We start from the raw sequence: 19,300 nt of genomic DNA, 5'->3' as shown, positions 1-19,300 counted from the left end.
CTCTTTTTCATCTATAATTCTCAAAGTCAGCCTTTACTGACCGCTTCAACTTTCTTTACTTTCTGATCCATTCGATCACGGTCCCGCAGTAAAACCGGTCGGAGGTATTGCCCTGTATAAGAAGCTTCAACTTCAATAACTTCTTCTGGTGTACCGGTCGCAATGATACTGCCGCCTTTGTCTCCACCTTCAGGACCGAGGTCGACCATGTAATCCACCGCTTTGATAACATCTAAATTATGCTCAATTACTAGCACAGTATCCCCATTTTCTACTAATCGTTGTAGCACCTTCAAAAGTCTCGAAATATCATCAACATGTAAGCCTGTTGTCGGTTCATCTAAGATATAGAGAGAACGACCAGTAGATCTGCGATGCAATTCGGATGCAAGTTTTACACGTTGTGCTTCCCCACCCGATAGAGTAGTTGCCGGTTGACCAAGGGTAATATAACCTAAGCCCACATCATAGATAGTCTGAAGCTTCCGCTTGATTTTCGGAATGTTTTCAAAGAAGCTCACCGCATCTTCAACGGTCATTTTCAAAATATCATCAATGTTCTTTCCTTTATACTGCACTTCAAGCGTTTCACGATTATAACGCTTCCCATGACACACTTCACATGGCACATATACATCTGGAAGGAAATGCATTTCAATTTTTATAATTCCATCCCCGCGGCATGCCTCACAGCGACCGCCTTTTACATTGAAAGAGAAACGACCTTTCTTATATCCACGAACTTTCGCTTCATTGGTGGATGCAAACACATCACGGATGTCATCAAATACCCCTGTGTAGGTCGCCGGATTTGAGCGAGGCGTTCTTCCAATCGGAGACTGATCGATATCAATTACCTTATCAAGATGGTCAATCCCTCGAATCTCTTTATGTTGGCCAGGTTTTGTCTTCGCATTATGCAAACGCTGCGCAAGCGCCTTATGCAAAATTTCATTGATTAACGTACTTTTTCCTGACCCTGACACCCCCGTCACTGCAACAAAACACCCCAGAGGTATTTTTACATCCACATTACTCAAGTTGTTTTCGTTCGCACCGATGACTTCAATAAAGCGGTCCTTTACAACTTTTCTTTCTGTCGGTAGTGGAATGAACTTCTTGCCTGATAAATATTGACCTGTCAAAGAGCTCTCATCATTCATTACTTCCTCAGGTGTACCAGCAGAAATCACTTGACCTCCATGAACACCTGCTCCAGGTCCAATATCAAGCAAATAGTCCGCTGCCATCATCGTGTCTTCATCATGCTCGACGACAATTAACGTGTTTCCGATGTCGCGCATGTTTTTTAACGTTTGAATGAGGCGGTCATTATCTCGCTGATGAAGTCCGATAGATGGCTCATCTAGAATATACAGAACCCCTGTCAATCGTGAGCCAATTTGGGTTGCAAGACGAATTCGTTGCGCCTCTCCGCCTGAAAGCGTTCCGGCAGAACGACTCATCGTCAAATAATCCAGCCCGACATTGTTCAAGAAGCCAAGTCGTTCCTCAATTTCTCGCAAAATCATATGGGCAATCTTTCTTTCTTTTTCTGTCAGCTCAAGACTATCAAAGAAATCCAAAGCTTCAACAATGGAAAAGTTAGTCACATTTCCGATATGCCTATTGTTGATAAGTACCGATAAGCTTTCTAATTTCAAACGGTTCCCCTTACAAGCAGGACATGGTTGCTGTGCCATATACTTTTCCATCTGTTCACGAATGTAGTCCGAGCTCGTCTCCTTGTAACGTCTTTCCACATTGGGGATAACTCCCTCAAAGATGATGTAGCTTTCCCGCACTTGTCCAAAGTCATTTTCGTAGCGGAAGTAAACTTCTTCTTTTCCACTGCCATAAAGGACTTTATCCAATAGATTCTTGGGGATATCTTTTACTGGTACATCCATGTCAATGCCAAAGTGATTGCACACCGCTTGCAGCATTTGTGGATAATATTGTGAACTTGTTGGTTCCCAAGGCGCAAGAGCGTGTTCTTTTAAGCTGAGATTTTTGTTTGGCATTACCAAATCAATGTCTACTTCAAGCTTTGTGCCTAGTCCATCACATTTTTGACATGCTCCATAAGGGCTGTTAAAAGAAAACATTCTTGGTTCTAATTCACCTATGGAGAATCCACATTGTGGACAAGCATGATGCTCGCTGAAGAGAAGTTCCTCTTCCCCAATTACGTCCACAATAACTTTCCCTTCCCCAAGTCTGATAGCAGATTCCAATGAATCTGACAGACGTGTTTCCACGCCCTCTTTTACAACAATACGGTCTATCACTACTTCAATAGAATGCTTTTTGTTCTTTTCCAACTCAATATCGTCGGATATTTCCATCATTTCACCATTCACTCGCACGCGCACATATCCTTGCTTTTTTATATCCTCAAGTGTTTTCACATGCGTGCCTTTACGGCCTTGAATCACTGGTGCTAAAATTTGAAGTTTGGTCCGTTCAGGGTATTCCATGATACGGTCAACCATTTGTTCAATTGTTTGAGAGGAAATCTCTATGCCATGTTTCGGACAAGTCGGCCTACCGACCCGTGCAAAAAGAAGACGTAGATAATCATAAATTTCTGTTACCGTTCCAACGGTAGAACGAGGATTACGGCTTGTTGTCTTCTGATCGATAGAAATGGCAGGTGACAGCCCTTCAATCGCATCCACATCCGGTTTATCCATCTGTCCAAGGAATTGGCGCGCATAGGCAGAAAGGGACTCCACATATCGGCGTTGTCCTTCCGCATAGATGGTGTCAAAGGCTAGAGAGGATTTCCCCGATCCTGAAAGCCCGGTTAACACCACTAATTTATCGCGGGGAATCGTTACATCTATGTTTTTTAAGTTATGGGCTCTGGCCCCTTTTACTACAATTTTATCCATTGCCATCCTTATGTCATCCTTCCGCTTTGAGCTCCAAGATGAGGTCACGAAGCTCGGCTGCACGTTCGAAATCGAGCGCTTTTGCCGCATCTTTCATTTCCTGCTCCATGCTTTCTATGAGCTTTTCTCTTTCTTTCTTGTTCTTCGGTCTGAGTGTCGGTGCTTTGCCTTCGTAATTGCCATCTTCCTCGGCTACGAAAGTCGCACGGATAAGTTCTGGAACTTTTTTCTTGATGGTTGTCGGTGTGATGCCATGCTCCAAGTTATATGCCTCTTGGATTTCACGGCGACGCTTTGTTTCATTGATCGCAATATCCATCGATTTTGTTATTTTATCGGCATACATGATGACTTTACCGTTAGAGTTACGAGCAGCACGTCCGATGGTTTGAATCAAGGAACGTTCAGAACGCAGGAACCCTTCCTTGTCTGCATCGAGAATGGTGACAAGTGATACTTCTGGAATGTCTAGACCTTCTCTCAAAAGGTTGATTCCAATCAAGACATCATGTTTACCCATTCTCAGTTCTCTTATAATCTCAATCCGCTCAAGCGTCTTGATTTCAGAATGCAGGTACGCAACTTTAATACCTAGCTCTTTTAAGTAAGCTGTAAGATCCTCGGACATCTTCTTCGTCAAGGTAGTGACAAGGACCCTTTCATCCTTTTCCACTCGCTGATGAATTTCACCGATTAAGTCATCAATTTGTCCTTTTATTGGACGAACTTCAATAATCGGATCAAGCAACCCGGTCGGTCGGATAATTTGTTCTACCATTTTGGGTGTATGCTCAAGCTCGTATGGTCCTGGTGTTGCAGAAACATAGACAAGCTGGGCTGTTTTCTTTTCAAACTCCTCGAACCTGAGTGGACGATTGTCCTTCGCTGACGGCAGTCGGAAACCATGGTCCACGAGGACTTGTTTTCTTGCCTGGTCCCCATTGAACATCCCACGGATTTGAGGAAGCGTAACGTGGGACTCGTCAATCACCAATAGAAAATCTTCCGGGAAGAAGTCCATTAGTGTGTAAGGGGTCGAGCCAGCTGGACGAAGGGTCAGGTGCCGGGAGTAATTCTCAATTCCAGAACAAAAGCCCATTTCCGCCATCATTTCCAAATCATAACGAGTTCGCTGTTCTAATCGCTGTGCTTCTAACAGTTTGCCTGCTTCGCGAAGTTCTTCAAGCCTCTCTTCTAGCTCTGCCTGAATATTGACGATGGCTTTTTTCATTTTCTCTTCTCTGGTTACGAAGTGGGAAGCCGGGAAAATGGAAACATGGTTACGGTCTCCGAGAATCTCCCCTGTTAGTGCATCCACTTCTCGTATGCGGTCAATTTCGTCGCCGAAAAATTCCACACGAATGCAGTGTTCGTCACGGGATGCAGGGAAAATCTCCACTACATCACCACGAACCCGGAATGTTCCGCGCTTGAAGTCAATGTCATTTCTACTGTATTGGATATCTACTAAGTCACGCAGCAGGACATTCCGTTCTTTTTCCATTCCTGTTCTTAAGCTGACGACAAGGTCACGGTATTCTTCCGGTGACCCCAAGCCATAGATACATGACACACTGGCGATGATGATAACGTCGTTCCGCTCAAAAAGGGAAGCCGTAGCCGAGTGGCGAAGTTTATCAATTTCATCATTGATGCTTGCGTCTTTTTCTATAAACGTATCGGTGGAAGGTACATACGCTTCCGGTTGATAGTAATCATAATAACTAACAAAGTATTCAACTGCGTTGTTAGGGAAAAACTCTTTGAATTCACTATATAATTGCCCAGCCAACGTTTTGTTGTGGGCGATAATTAATGTCGGTTTGTTTACTGCCTGAATCACATTGGAGACAGTAAACGTCTTCCCCGTTCCTGTTGCACCAAGCAGTGTCTGATGTTTTTTCCCGTTTTTGAGACCTTCCACAATCTCCGCGATTGCGGTCGGCTGATCTCCATCCGGCTTATATCCAGAAACTAACTCAAACTGTTCCATCCACAAAAAGCCTCCATTTCCGTTCATCTAACCTCTACCAATATTCTACCACAATACCTACCCAAAACAACAAAAATACGAACTGATATTCGCTTTTTATATAAAAAAAGGCTTTTTTACTCTATACCCGAGTCTGTTGCGTTTTAAGAGTGTTTTCTATATTCTTATCATTATCATGTATTTGGAATCGGAAACTAGTTTTGGGGAGATTTATGATGAAAAAGTTTTTTTACAGTAAGATGTTCTGCTTTGCTTGGCTGATTATGCTAACGACCGGCTGTTCGTTCAACGATATTCCTGAAGAAACGCTGGACATCCCATATATAGATGAACGTGCATTGGAAACTCCCGAGGAGGAACTAACTTACAGTGAAGTGGATGGAGAGTATGTGCATGATTTTATCAAGGCAAATAAGGACAAATCTATTAGATGGACTGCCACGGTGACGCGTGTAGAAAACAATTCCACATATGAGCTACAGGAGCTACTCCTTCCAGCTATCCTTGTTACTTTTGTAGAAGAATTGAATCCTACACCGGAAGTTGGAGATGTTTTGACATTTGAAGGCGTACTAACAGGCTATGGGGAAACCTTCGGAAAAGATCCTCTTTGGGTAGTGAGACCCGCCAGACTGGAGTCGACGACCACTGAAGAACAAGAAGCATTGACCGCCTACCAACAAGCAGCACAACAAGCAAAAGAGGGAGCAGACCTTCCGTAAACCGGAAAGTTGCTCCCTCTTTGTCTATTTAAATTTCCCTACCATGCGCTTTGCATACAAAAATCCAATCACTAAAGAAAGGACATCTACTAAAATAACATACCATTCATTTCCGTGACCTTTAAAAATGGAAACTAAAATGAGCGCAACTGCCAAACCTGTACCCACGTATAGGTTATAGGTCACTCTTGTAAAAAGAACCACGAGCAACGCAGGAATAATCAATGCTAAACCCAGCTTTACCAACAATCTGAAAACCTCTTTTCTATCTCATCCGAAAATCTTCTATTGTTAGTATAGCAGTTTTTCTGCTTCTATATAAGAAGAATCAATCTACTGGTACCACCTGAATTTCATCACCAAAAAACCTGTGTATCACTGTTTTTCCATTTTCCTCTTTAAAAATTATAGAATAACCTTTTAATAATTCACCATCGTAGTGAACCATAACTTGCATTCCCATCTTTTCACTTTGTACACCTTCTATATCCAAGTCATCCATTGGGGATTCAAAAACGTAGCCTTCCTCTACTGGAAAATCGTACCGATTTAAAGTAAAGACGGGGCCACTGTCCATCGACTGTTCAACCTCTACATAATTGGTTCCAAGTATGTTGCGGACCTCCTGCTTGCTCATTCCTGTAGATAAATTACTCGAAACAAATTCCGCAGAGATGGTCTCCCTGTCTGTTGTTGTTTGCATAACCCCATAAAGTGTACCGGAAATAATGAACAAGAGCAGCACACTCAACACAATCCTTGGATGTCCCCACCAGTGTTTTCTCTTTTTCGCCCCCTTAATTCTCTCCAACACTCGTTCCCGGTCTACACTAGTAAATAATGAATTTGACGAAATGAAATGGTCCATTTCCTGTTTAAAGTGATCGCTTTCTAGTCGAGGGTTCTTGCTCATGTTCATCGCCTCCTTCCATTATGTATACTCTTACCTTGTCTCTTCCACGTTTGAGCCTCGTCTTTACAGTATTCTTGTTTACTTCCAAAAGTTCTGAAATCTCTTCCACCGAAAAGTCTCTATAATAATGTAGAATAAGAACTTCCCTATATTTCAGTGGCAAACTCATTACCACAGCAGCAAGCTCTTGCCTTTCCTCTGAAATTAAAACCTTCTCATCCGTCAGTTCACCGCCTGCCAAAAACGGCTGGACCAACTCCATGACTTTATGTTTAAAACTTCTCAAATAATCCTTTGAGGTATTAATGGCGATTCTATAAATCCACGTTTTCAACTCACTATCCCCTCGGAAAAGATGTAAATTCTTATAAACTTTCACAAACACTTCCTGGGATAAGTCGTCAACCACTGCATAATTTCTCACATATGTGTAGATTAATCGTTTAATCTCTTCGCCATAGTGATCCATAGCCCACACAACCATTTCCTCCCGTTTTTCCTCCGACAAATCATTCTCCCTTGCCAATCTGCCACCTCCTTCTTGTTTTTTCTGTTTGACGTTTTATAAGAATAATAGGTTTCATTTTTTCTATAAAATTCAAAAGAAAAACCACCTATCTGGTGGCTTCTGCTACAATAATTATTCCACTTCCACAGCTATCTCTGTCACACTTCTCAACTTCTTCTGTTTATTCGCCAACTGAATTTTATTTACAAATGTAAGGAGTGACTGTCTGTCTTTATCATTTTCTATTAAAAACTCTACCAAGTATGTATATCTTCTCTTTTTTACATTTGCCTGAACGCCAAGGATATTGGCTTTAAACTCTAGCAATTGATTGGCAACCATGAACTTCAACCCTAACAACACATTACTATTTTCCGGAATCTCCACCCGGCTGATAAAACGCAATTTTTCCATATTAAGCTCTTCCATGTACACTTTCGTACTGCCCGTCGTCACTTCACGCCCGTTCACTTGTAAAATGGTCATCCCACCAACTACAAAGTGCCTTGTTCTATATAAGCCTAGCCACATTAACTTATCATTTTGCTCCCCCATAAAAACTGCCCCCTAAACCCGTTCTTTTGGTTATTATATCGGCTGGTGAACCAAACTTTTTTAGGGTTGCTTATTATTTGTAGCCATTTAATTAACTAGTCGATTGATGAAGACATTCTCAACCCGAAAAATTACTTAAAATTGTCTTCATCCAGCTCATGAAGACACTCTCATCCCAAAAACTTCCGCGGGATTGTCTTCATCACACTTATGAAGACATTTTCAACAAGAAAACTCCCTTGAAAGTGTCTTCATCCAACAAAAAAGCCCAAAACACCCTGCTTGAAAGGGTATTCTGAGCTACATATATTAAAACTTAATCCTCTTCCGCCATAATATCAATCAGGCCGACTTTCGGATTTTTATCTTGGAACCACCTTAACGAGAAGTCGTTATCAAACAAGGCAACATACTGGTCGTTGCGGTCTTTCACCAGGATGTTACGGGAATCAAACAATGAAGTATCCACGTCTTGGCTTTCCAACCAACGAGGAATTTTCGAGCCAATCATATTGTAGACGACTTCCACGTTGTACTCGCCTTTCATGCGGTACTCGAATACGTCCAATTGAAGCTGACCAACCGCACCAAGAATGTAGGCTTCTGTACCGTATTGACGGAACAACTGGATGGCACCCTCTTGCACAAGCTGGGTGATACCTTTTCCGAACTGCTTCCCTTTCATGACATTTTTCGCTTCTACTTTTACGAAAAGCTCAGGAGCAAACGTCGGGATCTCATCAAACTCAACCTTTTGACTGCCACCGCTGAACAGAGAGTCGCCAATCTGATACACACCTGGATCATAGATTCCGATGATATCACCAGGATATGCGTGATCTACCGTCTCACGGTCAGACGCTAGGAATTGCTGAGACTGGGTCAATTTAATCGATTTACCTGTTCTGCTTACCTGTACCGTCATTCCACGCTCAAACACACCGGAACAAATGCGCAAGAATGCAAGACGGTCACGGTGAGCAGGGTTCATGTTCGCCTGGATTTTGAAAATAAAGCCCGAGAACTCTGTAGATTTCGGCTCTACTTTCCCCTCTTCTGTCTGACGCGGTTGTGGCTCACTTGCAAGATCCAAGAACGTACGGAAGAACATTTCCACACCAAAATTGGAGATGGCACTTCCGAAGAATACCGGTGTCTGCAAACCATTCTTCACTTTATTGATATCAAAGTCATTCCCGGCTTCTTCCAACAGTTCAAAGTCTTCTTTTGCTTGAATAAAAGTCGGGTGAGTAGAGATTTCCTCCACAGCATCCAGTTCCTTGAATGGAATGCGATCCTCTTCATCTTTTCCTTGATAACGGATGAACACTTCATTGTAACGGTCGTAAACACCCAAGAAGCGTTTCCCCATTCCAACCGGCCAGTTCATCGCATAAGATTCAATGCCAAGCACTTCTTCAATCTCTTCCAATAGCGCAAGTGGCTCTTTACCTTCACGGTCCAATTTGTTGATGAACGTAAAGATCGGAATACCACGCATACGACAAACCTTGAAAAGCTTAATCGTCTGTGGCTCGACACCTTTTGTACAGTCGATGATCATCACGGCACTGTCTACGGCAGTTAACGTACGATACGTATCTTCACTGAAGTCTTCGTGTCCTGGTGTATCAAGAATATTAATATGCTTATCCATGTATTCAAAGCTCATAACACTTGATGTTACGGAAATTCCACGTTTCTTTTCAATCTCCATCCAGTCAGATGTTGCAAATTTTCCGGACTTCTTCCCTTTTACCGTACCTGCTGAACGAATAACGTTACCGAATAAAAGAAGCTTCTCCGTCAATGTCGTTTTCCCGGCATCCGGGTGGGATATAATCGCAAAGGTTCTGCGGCGGTCTATCTCTTTATTTAATAGTTCATTTTTCACAGTTTCCGTACCTACCTCTCAAAAATTACACAATAGTGCTATTATAACAGAAATCAGCGCGAGAAAAATATAGCAATCCAACGAAAACCTATTTCCATTATTCCTATTCTCGGTTATACTCTTTGTAAATATATGTTAGGAGTGATCATTTTGGCAAAAAGTAAAGCAAAAAAGCTGCGTGACAAGCAAGTCCGCGAAGGCAAGCGCAATCCAGAAAACGGCCGCGGTACCTATGCCCTTGCAAACCTTACAACCAAAACAACCAAGACGAAAAAAGAAAAACTGAATCAGCTGTACAAAAAAGAACGACAATCTCGCTATGGTGGTGACCGGGAGAATGTCGTTCTTTATTTTTGTATTCCATTTACGCCGCTTTTGATTTCCGCGCCAGGCTTTGCTTTCCGCGGGGCGTGTGCTTGAGCCTCCTCGCTGCGCTGTGGGGTCTCAAGCTACCGCTACCTCCCGCCGGAGTCTCCACCTTTCGCTCCAATTAACAGCTTTAGAATCTATCCATCTCTTTATTTTTATATAAAATTAACAGAAAGAGAATTGAGTAGCAAATTAATGCAATTTCCAGTTGTTGCAGTGGAAGGCGCGCAGACGCCCGCGGGAGGAAGGGACAGGGGAGACCCCTGAAGCGTTGTGAGGAGGCTCCCGGACCGCCCGCAGGCAAGCGAAGCGCCTGGAACGGAAATCAACCGTTAAGTCAACTTCCCATCATTTCCTCTGCTGAAACGCCACCACCGCATCAAATTCTTGTTCATACAAACGGCTCAATCGGATGAACAACGGGGTCAACTCTTTATACACTTCCACTTCCGCTTGGTCCGGAACATACCCATTCGTCGTCCCTACCATCTCATTCATTACATCAAACGAGTCAATTTCACCTAAGGCATACAAGCCAAGAACTGCAGCACCAAGACAAGAACTTTCCACACTTTCCGGGATGCTTACTTCCTGATTGAAAATGTTTGAAAGCATTTGGCACCAAACTTCTGATCTCGCAAATCCGCCAGTGGCATGAATTTTTTCAGGAATCCCGATAATCTCTTCCAACGCCAACAAGACTGTATACAGGTTAAGATTGATTCCTTCTAATACCGCACGCATCATATGCTCTCTTTTATGGTGGATGCCAAGTCCATAAAAGGATCCGCGTGCATTTCCGTTCCACAATGGTGCACGTTCACCTGTCAGGTACGGATGGAACAAGACACCTTCTGCACCTGGTTTCACTTGTGCAATTTTTGCTGTCATCACATCATATGGATCGACTCCAAGTGCTTTCGCTTCTTCCACTTCCGCTTGGCAAAATTCATCTCGAAGCCAGCGCATAATCATGCCGCCATTGTTGACTGGACCGCCAATGACCCAATGATTCCCCGTCAGTGCATAACAGAATGTTCTGCCCTTCCGATCGGTTACCGGCTTATCCGCAACGGTACGGATGGCCCCACTTGTTCCGATCGTCAATGCGACCACGCCAGGCTGAACAGCATTTACTCCAAGGTTGGAAAGTACACCATCATTTGCACCAATTACAAATTTCACATCAGCAGGCAGTCCCAATTTCACCGACCATTCTGGTTGTAATCCTGTAATGATTTCCGTTGTCGGCACAAGGCGGGACAACTTGCCAGGTGTCACACCGGCAACTCCAAGTGCTCCAGCATCCCAATCTAATTTTTCCAGATTCAACAAACCTGTTGCAGAAGCGATGGAGTGGTCCACAACGTACTCACCAAATAGCTTATGAAACACATATTCTTTTATCGAGATGAATTTAGATGCTTTTTCAAAAATTGCAGGGTGTTCGCTTCGCAACCAAACTAACTTAGCCAGAGGAGACATCGGATGAATCGGTGTTCCAGTTCTCATGTAAATCTCATGGCCATTCCATTCGTTTTTTATTTTCTTAGCCCACTTCTCACTGCGCTGGTCCGCCCAAGTGATGCTTTTGGTCAAGGGAATTCCTGCTTCATCCACTGCAATCAGACTGTGCATCGCCGCACTGAAGCTGACATGGGAAAGGTCTGTGGTATCGATGCCACTTTTAAGAATAGTTTCACTAATTGAAACAGCCACCGCTTCGAGTATTTCGTCGGGATCCTGTTCAGCCGCTCCCATTTCAGGAGTGTACAAAGGATATTCCACGGCATGTTGGCTTTTTACTTTTCCGTCCTTCGTGAAAAGAACCGCCTTTGTGCTTGTTGTTCCTATATCAACGCCTAGCATGTATGTTGTCATGGTGATGTCCTCCTTGATTCAAAATCACAACGGGCCAAGGAAATAGCTCCTTGACCCCCTTTAGATTATATTAAGACAATGTTTAACACCGCTGTTGATTTCCGCAAATGGCTTCGCTTTCCTAGGGGCGCTGCTGAAGCCTCCTCGGCAAGCCTGCGGGGTCTCCACCTAGCGCTATCTCCCTCAGGAGTCTTCGCTATTTGCTCCAATCAACAGCTATATGACCCTCTGAATAGCCTTAGCAAATAATCTTATCCTATAAATATACCAAGAATTACCGCTACTGCAAAACCTACAAGTCCGATGATGGTTTCCATAACCGTCCAAGATTTTAATGTATCTTTTACATCAAGGCCGAAGTATCTGTTTACCAACCAGAAACCAGAATCGTTTACGTGTGATAGAACCGTTGCACCGGAAGCGATCGAGATAACGATTAGACCAAGTACCGGACCTTCAAGACCCATGATACCGATTAGCGGGGTGATCAGACCAGCTGCCGTTACCATCGAAACTGTTGCGGAACCTTGTGCCACACGAACTGCGGCTGCGATCAAGAACGCAAGAACGATGGGAGGCAATGCAGATCCTGCCATCATTTCACCAAGAACATCACCAACACCAGAGTCGATTAGTACTTGCTTGAAAACTCCACCTGCACCAGTTACAAGGATGATGATACCTGCTGGCTCGAGTGCTTTCGTCGCAATATCTTGTACATCTTGTTTTGTATAACCGCGCTTTGTTCCAAGGAAGTAGAACGTTAGCAACGTTGCAATTGTCAACGCCACGAACGGGTGACCGACAAATGTCGTAATCTCACGAACAATGTGACCTTCTTCAAAAATAACGGTTGAAAACGTATTCACTAAAATCAACACTAAAGGTACTAGAATGATAGAAGCAATAAGTCCGAATCCTGGTAGATCCTTGTCATATACTTTATCTTCATCAATTTCCATGTATTTTGGTACAACCACGTGAATTTTCTTACCAATATATTTACCGAACACTGGACCAGCTAAAATCATAGCCGGAATACCTGCGATAACACCAAACAGGATAACCCAACCAAGGTCTGCGCCGATTAAGTCAGCAACTGCGATAGGTCCCGGAGTTGGCGGGATAAAGCTGTGCGTTACAGCAAGACCAGCTAGCAATGGAATACCGTAGTGTAAAAGGGACTTTCCTGTTTTTTTCGCCAAGCCATACACGATTGGCACTAAAATGATGAAACCTACATCAAAGAAAACCGGGATTGCTACTAAGAAACCTGTGATACCAAGTGCCCATTGGGACTTTTCTTCACCGAATTTTTTCATCAGAGTTTGAGCAAGTCTTTCTGCTCCACCTGATACTTCTAGCATTTTACCAAACATGGCACCAAGTCCGACTACGACTGCAACGAACCCGAGGGTGCCTCCCATACCGTTTTGGACGGATGAGATGACTTCGTTTAGCGGCATGCCTGCGGCGATACCTACAAGTAGACTGACTAGGAGCAGGGCTACGAATGCGTGTAGTTTGGTGCGGATGACTAGGAATAGTAGGACGAATATTGCTGCTGCTGCGATTAAGATTAGCATGGATCCTGACATGTGTTGTTCCTCCTTTAGTTAAATATCATATTGATTAAAATTGTGGTTGTTTTTTTATAACCTGAGCAAGCATTCTCGGAAGTTGATGCCAAAATGGGACGAGTTGATGCCAAAACGCATCGAGTTCGTGCCAAAATGAGGCAAGTTCGTGCCAAAACGCACCGAGTTCGTGCCAAAATCATTTTCAGCTCCCATAATGCCTTGCCCAGGTACCAAAGATGACCTTTTCTTATTTCTTCTCTACCGCATGTCCGCCGAATTCGTTTCTTAAGGCAGCCACTACTTTCCCTGAAAAAGTATCCGGCTCAAGAGAGCGGTAGCGCATCATCAGGGATAGGGCGATGACTGGTGCTGCCGCTTGGAGGTCGAGTGCTGTCTCTACTGTCCACTTACCCTCACCGGATGAATGCATAACGCCTTTGATTCCTTCTAATCTCGCATCTTTGCTGAATGCATTTTCTGTGAGTTCCATCAGCCAAGAGCGAACGACAGATCCGTTGTTCCAAACTCTCGCAACTTTTTCATAGTCAAAATCGAAATCACTTTTTTCTAGGATATCGAAACCCTCAGCGATTGCTTGCATCATGCCGTACTCCACACCATTGTGGACCATTTTTAAGAAATGACCGCTACCGGATTTCCCTGCATATAAGTAGCCGTTTTCTACACAAATGTCTTGGAAAAGCGCTTCAACGTGCTTAAACGCTTTTTCGTTTCCACCAACCATCGTACAAGCTCCGTTGCGAGCGCCTTCCATTCCGCCGCTTGTCCCAACATCCAAGTAGTGGATACCTTTTGCAGCAAGATCTTCTGCACGCTTTAACGTATCTTTATAGTTGGAGTTTCCGCCATCGATGATGATGTCTCCTTCTGTTACGAATCTACTAATCTCTGAAAGCACATTTTCTGTGATCTCACCAGCCGGCACCATCATCCATACCACTTTCGGTGATTCCAGTTTACTTAATGCCTCCTCAATGGAGTAAGCACCGATTGCACCTGCCTGTTCACTTTTGACAACGTTTTCATTATCGACATCAAAAGCAACTACTTCATGCTTGTTATCTACTAAGTTTAATGTAAGGTTGTATCCCATCTTGCCTAATCCTATCATTGCTAGTTTCATAAAAATTGAAACTCCCTTCTTCATTTTCGAACTTTAAAAAGAAAAATATTTTTTGTCTTGTTCCTATTATGAAAAAAAATTCCTCAAAATGCAAGCGTTATCAAAAAATAGTTTCTTTTTTTTTGAAACCTCTTTATGATAGATAATAGATTACTATTTCTGGAGGGTCGCACCATGAAAAGACAAGAATCGCAATACTGCATGATGCGCATACGTTCCCACTATCCACAATTCAAGGGGAAGGAGCAAGTCATCGCGGACTATATCCTCAATAATCCACAAAAAATTGTCCACAGCACCATCAATCAGGTTGCAGATGATCTCGGTGTAGCGGACTCTACAGTATTCCGTTTTTGCCAGCGGATCGGCTTTAAAGGCTATCAGGCCATGAAAATTGCACTCGCAACGGAAATCGTGGAGCCTATTCAAGATATTCATGAAAATATCATGGAACACGACAGCGAAAAAACAATTGCGGAAAAAGTTTTCCGGTCTAATATAAAAACGCTTGAAGATACGTTAAAGATTTTGGATGATCAGGCTTTTCACCAGGTGATCAGCGCCATTCTGGGGGCTCGAAAAGTGGAGTTGTTCGGAAGCGGCGGATCCAATGTTATTGCTATGGACGCTTATCATAAACTTATACGCACAGGGGTTTCCGTGAACGTTCAATCTGATACCCACATGCAGCTTATGTCTGCCAGCCAACTGACAGACCAAGACGTTGCCATCATCATTTCTCATACTGGAGCATCGAAGGACATGATGCATATCCTTGAGGTGGTAAAAGCAAATGGAGTAAAGACAATCGGCATCACAAACTTTGCCAAATCACCGTTAAGTCAAGGGGTGGACATGGCACTGTACACGATGTCAGAGGAAACGGACTATCGCTCAGAGGCATTGGCATCCCGAATTGCCCAGCTTGCCATGATTGATGCCATTTATGTAAATGTGCTCATGGCGAAGAAGGATGAGGGAAAAGAGGCACTACAGAAGGTTCGTGCGGCAATTTCAGTGAAGCGAGTATAAATAAAGCTGGCTAGGAGTCGAAAAAACGACACACTAGCCAGCTTTGTTTTATTTTGGGAGCATGAAGACAGTTTCACCGCTTATTTTGGATCGAGATTGTCTTCATACTCTTTATGAAGACAGTTTGATCGCTATTTCCGCTTCGAAATTGTCTTCATTCACCTTATGAAGACAATCTCATCACTTTTTCCGGATCAAGATTGTCTTCATTCCTACACTACCACAAAATAATAAATCACCATCGCACAAAGTCCAACTGGTATCGCGTGCCTTGCCCACTCTTTACTTGTAATCCCAAGCTTTCCAGCTGCAATGATATTGGGAATATTCCCTGGCACCAACATCCCCCCGCTAATCATGAGACCAAGCAAAATCACCCGGATGACTGCCGGATCCAGCTCGGCACTGATTTCAGCAGCCGCCAGAGTCGCGTTATCCAAAATGGCTGAGGACATATTAAACCAGTACAAAACGGAAGAATCCATTCCTAAAAAGTAGGTGGAGACAAATGGTTCAAACCCTGCACCAAGTAAAGTAAGTCCCATGACAAAAAAGTAAATTTTTAAGCCTCTTACAAAAATTTCTTCATAGCTTTCCACGTCCTTCGCACTGCGCAGCAAATCGTTAGCCACTGGTGCTTTCACCATAAAGGCAGCAAGCAGTCCGAATAAGACCAAAGCTACTAACACATCCTTGCCAATCAGCCTAAACAGGTAAAAGAAATCCCCGTTCAACTTGCTGATTGTCACGATGGATAATGGCTCTCCAATGGGAGTCAGCGCTGCACCTAACCCAATGGAAAAACAAGCCAGCACAGTAAGCTTTATTTGCTCTTTCTTTTCAAGATCAAGTCCTACCACTATAAAAACCAAAAGGAGCGCAGCAATAATTGCTGTAATGACACTTGAAATTAACCCAAGAAACACAACTAGTAAAAAGATAAATAACTTAAATGGGATTTTATTTTTTAAAAACCGAAGAATTCGGCTAAAAGGCACCTGCAACCACCTGAAAACGAGCCCTGCCACCAACACGGCGAGTGAAATTAAGATAGGATCTGTTGCAGCGATGAAGAAGAGTTTTTCATTGTAGACCTCGCTTACCATACTCGCAAGTATCCCCATGCTCAACAAAAAAACTTCATTATTCTCTTCTATTTTTTTAACAAGTAAAGGTCCCAATAACACAACCAGAAAAATCGATATCAATCCGAAATCCATTTTTCACACTCCCGCTGTCTGAAGAATTTCTTCGATAACGGTTCATGTATATGCATCGATTGGACAAACATGACTGTGTAAAAAAAGAAGAGACAGGATTAAACAAAGCCCCTGTCTCTTTACCACCATTACATGTAATCACTCATAAATACCCCAATTTCTTGAGATCCCTGTATACAATCCAAGAATACATTTTTCTGCCCTTACTGTTTAAATGATCTGCATCGATAAAATACTCTTTATTGTTTGCGAATCTTTGATCATCCATATAATTTAAAAATGGGACATCTAACTGAAGAGGCTCTAAATACTGAAATACTAATCTATTCATGACTTCCTCACTCAAATATTCTTGATAAGACTGATGAACCGGCTCCATGGTTAATACGACTTGGTAGCCTTTCTCTTTACAATAATCCACAATCTCTTTGAGTTGCTTGACATTTTGTTCTATTTTATTGTTTTCAACGGCTTCTCTGTATTCTTCTTCTACATCCTCATATTTTCTTTCCGAATAGTTTTTACCGTTATTTGCCCAAGGCTGATGAGCGTTCCATCTAAATTTTTTCAATTTACCAGAGAGGGCAGAATGAAAACTCCCACTATTTGCCCCCGGTAAGTACAAATAACTGTAATAATCAAGTACATTAAACGGTTCAATATCTTTACGATCCAAAATTTTATAGTAATTTCCGATGTTATTGGTCTCAGAATTTGCGAATGTAATTTGAGAAATGGAAACGATCACTACGCCACCAGGTTTAAGATACTTGCCATATTCTTTTAACAATTTATAATCGTATTCAATGGTCTGAGCAGGAAGTGCTAAGTCTAGATGGGACAAACCAGTAGGCTTAAAATAATATCCGTACATGGAATGAGATGCACCCAGATTGATGATATCAACTGGATGTGGATCTTTCTTAAAAGCTAGTATGGAATGGCTTATGTTGTAATCATAAGAATCCTTTACGAATTTATTTACTGGCATAAACAGTAATAAAACGACCGTTATGATTATTGTTAACTTAATGAATAAACGTCCCATACACATAGCAAATCCTTTCAAAACATTGTTTCTTTTCCATGGAAGTTGTATTAAAATCTGCCATAAATAAACCCTTCACCCGAAGCTCCGAATATAATCACTGATAGAATGATAAAAACATAAAATGCAAATCTAACAAATGTCGGGCGTTGCGATAGCAATTTCCATGTTGAAACATTTTTTCTTTCGATATATTGAAATAGTTGAAAAACAATAAAGAAAAATGCAAAAATCACTAAATCTAGCAGCTTAAATATTTCAAACGCTTGAACGATTCCCCATGGACTCCAGGAGCTAATGGATAAGAAAAGTTGTGCATTTTCAAAAGCTTGCGTGACGGAATCTGATCGATAAAAAACTCTAGAAAAGCAAACCAGCAGGAAGGTTATGGCGATTTTCACCCATTTATGAAACACTGCATTTCTATCCAAGTGAGTAAAGGAAGCCACTTTTTCACGATAATGTTTTGTATAATCTCCAAACACTCGATAAAACCCATGAATTAAACCCCATATAACAAAAGTCCATGCCGCGCCGTGCCAAATTCCGCTTACTAAGAAAGTAATCACAATTGCTGCATAAATGTCCGTTCTTTTCTTTTTCCCCTTACATAAAGGGAAAAAGATATAGTCCCTTAGCCAAGTAGAGAACGTTATATGCCATCTATTCCAAAAATCGGATATCGAAGTTGCAAAGTGCGGTTGCTTAAAGTTTTCAGTCAATTTTATCCCTAGCATTCTAGCACAACCGATGGCAATGTCACTCAACGCAGAAAAATCAGCGAACAATTGTATCGAGAATAGAATAGTAGCTAGTACGATTTGTGAACCAGTCGGATCTGGACTATCATAAACACTAGAGACAATGGGAGCTAGTCGATCTGCAATTAATGTCTTCTTAAAAAAACCCCATGCAATTCGCTTCATCCCATAGCTTAAATTCTCATAATTTAAACTTTGTTCCGCTTTCAATTGGGGAAGCAATTTCTTGGCGCGTTCAATTGGCCCCGCAACTAGTTGTGGGAAAAATGCAAAGAATATGGAAAAATATCCGTAATGTCTCTCCGCTTTTTGCTTTCCATGGTAGATATCCACAAGGTAACCTACTGCCTGAAGAGTATAAAAAGAAATCGCTAATGGCAATACAATTTCTTGGTACGGTATGGAATAGTTCAAGTTAAAGTAATTTGCAACCGCTCGAAGCGATTCATTTACAAAATTAACGTATTTAAACCAACCGAGAAATAACAATAGCACGGAAATCCCAACGAGCATGACATTTTTCTTTTGTCTTTTTGTCTCCTGTTTTTCTATAAGAATTCCAGAAAAATAGGTAGAAACTGTGCTTACAAGCAGTAAAGGTATAAATTGGATACTTAAAATTGCGTAAAAAACGTAACTTGCAACAAATAAGAGAATCCACCTGAATCGATGTGGGATTAAATAATAAGTAAAAACGATTATTGCAAAAAATAGGAGAAACTCAATTGATATAAAACTCATCCAACCACCTGTCAAAAAATAAACTTAAGAAGTTTCTATAAC

General features: G+C 42.2%; 16 protein-coding genes. 3 read left to right on the top strand and 13 right to left on the bottom strand.

Translation table 11 applies throughout. The features are described 5' to 3' along the window. Positions 1-26 precede the first annotated feature (26 nt). Together uvrA and uvrB are read right to left on the bottom strand one after the other, a co-directional pair. Entirely contained in the window at positions 27-2,903 is a 2,877-nt protein-coding gene (uvrA, locus tag LC091_RS11325) for an excinuclease ABC subunit UvrA (RefSeq protein ID WP_226682110.1), read from the bottom strand. A gap of 7 nt (positions 2,904-2,910) precedes the next feature. Beyond that, positions 2,911-4,890, bottom strand: a complete 1,980-nt coding sequence (gene uvrB / locus LC091_RS11320) for an excinuclease ABC subunit UvrB (protein ID WP_226682108.1) — start codon at positions 4,888-4,890, stop codon at positions 2,911-2,913. A gap of 212 nt (positions 4,891-5,102) precedes the next feature. On the opposite strand from uvrB, the gene LC091_RS11315 reads away from it, so the two are divergent. Then, on the top strand, positions 5,103-5,612 hold the full coding sequence (locus tag LC091_RS11315; protein WP_226682106.1) for a hypothetical protein: 510 nt from the start codon (positions 5,103-5,105) through the stop codon (positions 5,610-5,612). A 24-nt stretch (positions 5,613-5,636) separates the two neighbouring features. Here the strand turns inward: LC091_RS11315 and LC091_RS11310 are convergent, their stop codons facing one another. The 5 genes from LC091_RS11310 to LC091_RS11290 form a co-directional block, all read right to left on the bottom strand. Next, entirely contained in the window at positions 5,637-5,861 is a 225-nt protein-coding gene (locus tag LC091_RS11310; protein ID WP_226682103.1) for a DUF2198 family protein, read from the bottom strand. Positions 5,862-5,940: 79 nt separating this feature from the next. Next, positions 5,941-6,525, bottom strand: a complete 585-nt coding sequence (locus LC091_RS11305; protein WP_226682102.1) for a hypothetical protein — start codon at positions 6,523-6,525, stop codon at positions 5,941-5,943. Beyond that, positions 6,488-7,051, bottom strand: coding sequence for a sigma-70 family RNA polymerase sigma factor (locus tag LC091_RS11300; RefSeq protein WP_226682100.1), 564 nt, complete (start codon positions 7,049-7,051; stop codon positions 6,488-6,490). The genes LC091_RS11305 and LC091_RS11300 overlap by 38 nt, the downstream gene beginning before the upstream one ends. 114 nt (positions 7,052-7,165) lie before the next feature. Continuing rightward, a complete protein-coding gene (locus LC091_RS11295) occupies positions 7,166-7,588 on the bottom strand; it encodes a hypothetical protein (RefSeq protein WP_226682099.1) in 423 nt (140 codons plus the stop codon). Positions 7,589-7,904: 316 nt separating this feature from the next. Further along, positions 7,905-9,482 (bottom strand): peptide chain release factor 3, encoded by a 1,578-nt coding sequence (locus LC091_RS11290; protein WP_226682098.1) that lies wholly within the window; start codon positions 9,480-9,482, stop codon positions 7,905-7,907. A gap of 150 nt (positions 9,483-9,632) precedes the next feature. Here LC091_RS11290 and LC091_RS11285 point away from each other — a divergent pair, with 150 nt between their 5' ends. After that, positions 9,633-9,902, top strand: a complete 270-nt coding sequence (locus LC091_RS11285) for a hypothetical protein (protein WP_226682097.1) — start codon at positions 9,633-9,635, stop codon at positions 9,900-9,902. Between the two features lie 297 nt (positions 9,903-10,199). On the opposite strand, the gene gntK is transcribed toward LC091_RS11285, so the two are convergent. The 3 genes from gntK to gnd form a co-directional block, all read right to left on the bottom strand. Further along, a complete protein-coding gene (gene gntK / locus LC091_RS11280) occupies positions 10,200-11,732 on the bottom strand; it encodes a gluconokinase (RefSeq protein ID WP_226682096.1) in 1,533 nt (510 codons plus the stop codon). A gap of 251 nt (positions 11,733-11,983) precedes the next feature. Continuing rightward, positions 11,984-13,330: a GntP family permease gene (locus LC091_RS11275; protein WP_226682095.1), complete on the bottom strand. Its 1,347-nt coding sequence runs from the start codon at positions 13,328-13,330 to the stop codon at positions 11,984-11,986. A 229-nt stretch (positions 13,331-13,559) separates the two neighbouring features. Beyond that, complete coding sequence (gene gnd / locus LC091_RS11270) at positions 13,560-14,456, bottom strand: phosphogluconate dehydrogenase (NAD(+)-dependent, decarboxylating) (protein WP_226682094.1); 897 nt, start codon at positions 14,454-14,456, stop codon at positions 13,560-13,562. Positions 14,457-14,630: 174 nt separating this feature from the next. Between gnd and LC091_RS11265 the strand changes: the two genes are divergently transcribed. Beyond that, positions 14,631-15,488, top strand: a complete 858-nt coding sequence (locus tag LC091_RS11265; protein WP_226682093.1) for a MurR/RpiR family transcriptional regulator — start codon at positions 14,631-14,633, stop codon at positions 15,486-15,488. A 212-nt stretch (positions 15,489-15,700) separates the two neighbouring features. Here the strand turns inward: LC091_RS11265 and LC091_RS11260 are convergent, their stop codons facing one another. The 3 genes from LC091_RS11260 to LC091_RS11250 all read right to left on the bottom strand — a co-directional run bounded on the left by LC091_RS11260 (position 15,701) and on the right by LC091_RS11250 (position 19,258). After that, entirely contained in the window at positions 15,701-16,708 is a 1,008-nt protein-coding gene (locus LC091_RS11260; RefSeq protein WP_226682092.1) for a DUF1646 family protein, read from the bottom strand. 142 nt (positions 16,709-16,850) lie between these two features. Then, complete coding sequence (locus LC091_RS11255) at positions 16,851-17,756, bottom strand: hypothetical protein (protein ID WP_226682091.1); 906 nt, start codon at positions 17,754-17,756, stop codon at positions 16,851-16,853. A 50-nt stretch (positions 17,757-17,806) separates the two neighbouring features. After that, the gene (locus tag LC091_RS11250) at positions 17,807-19,258 is read right to left on the bottom strand and encodes an MBOAT family O-acyltransferase (RefSeq protein ID WP_226682090.1); all 1,452 of its coding nucleotides are present in this window, start codon (positions 19,256-19,258) and stop codon (positions 17,807-17,809) included. Positions 19,259-19,300: the final 42 nt, after the last annotated feature.

The organism is Sutcliffiella horikoshii, from assembly GCF_020524325.1.
GTDB lineage: Bacteria > Bacillota > Bacilli > Bacillales > Bacillaceae_I > Sutcliffiella_A > Sutcliffiella_A horikoshii_D.
Note: the sequence above shows the minus strand (reverse complement) of the source record. Positions and strands in the feature narration are given on the sequence as shown.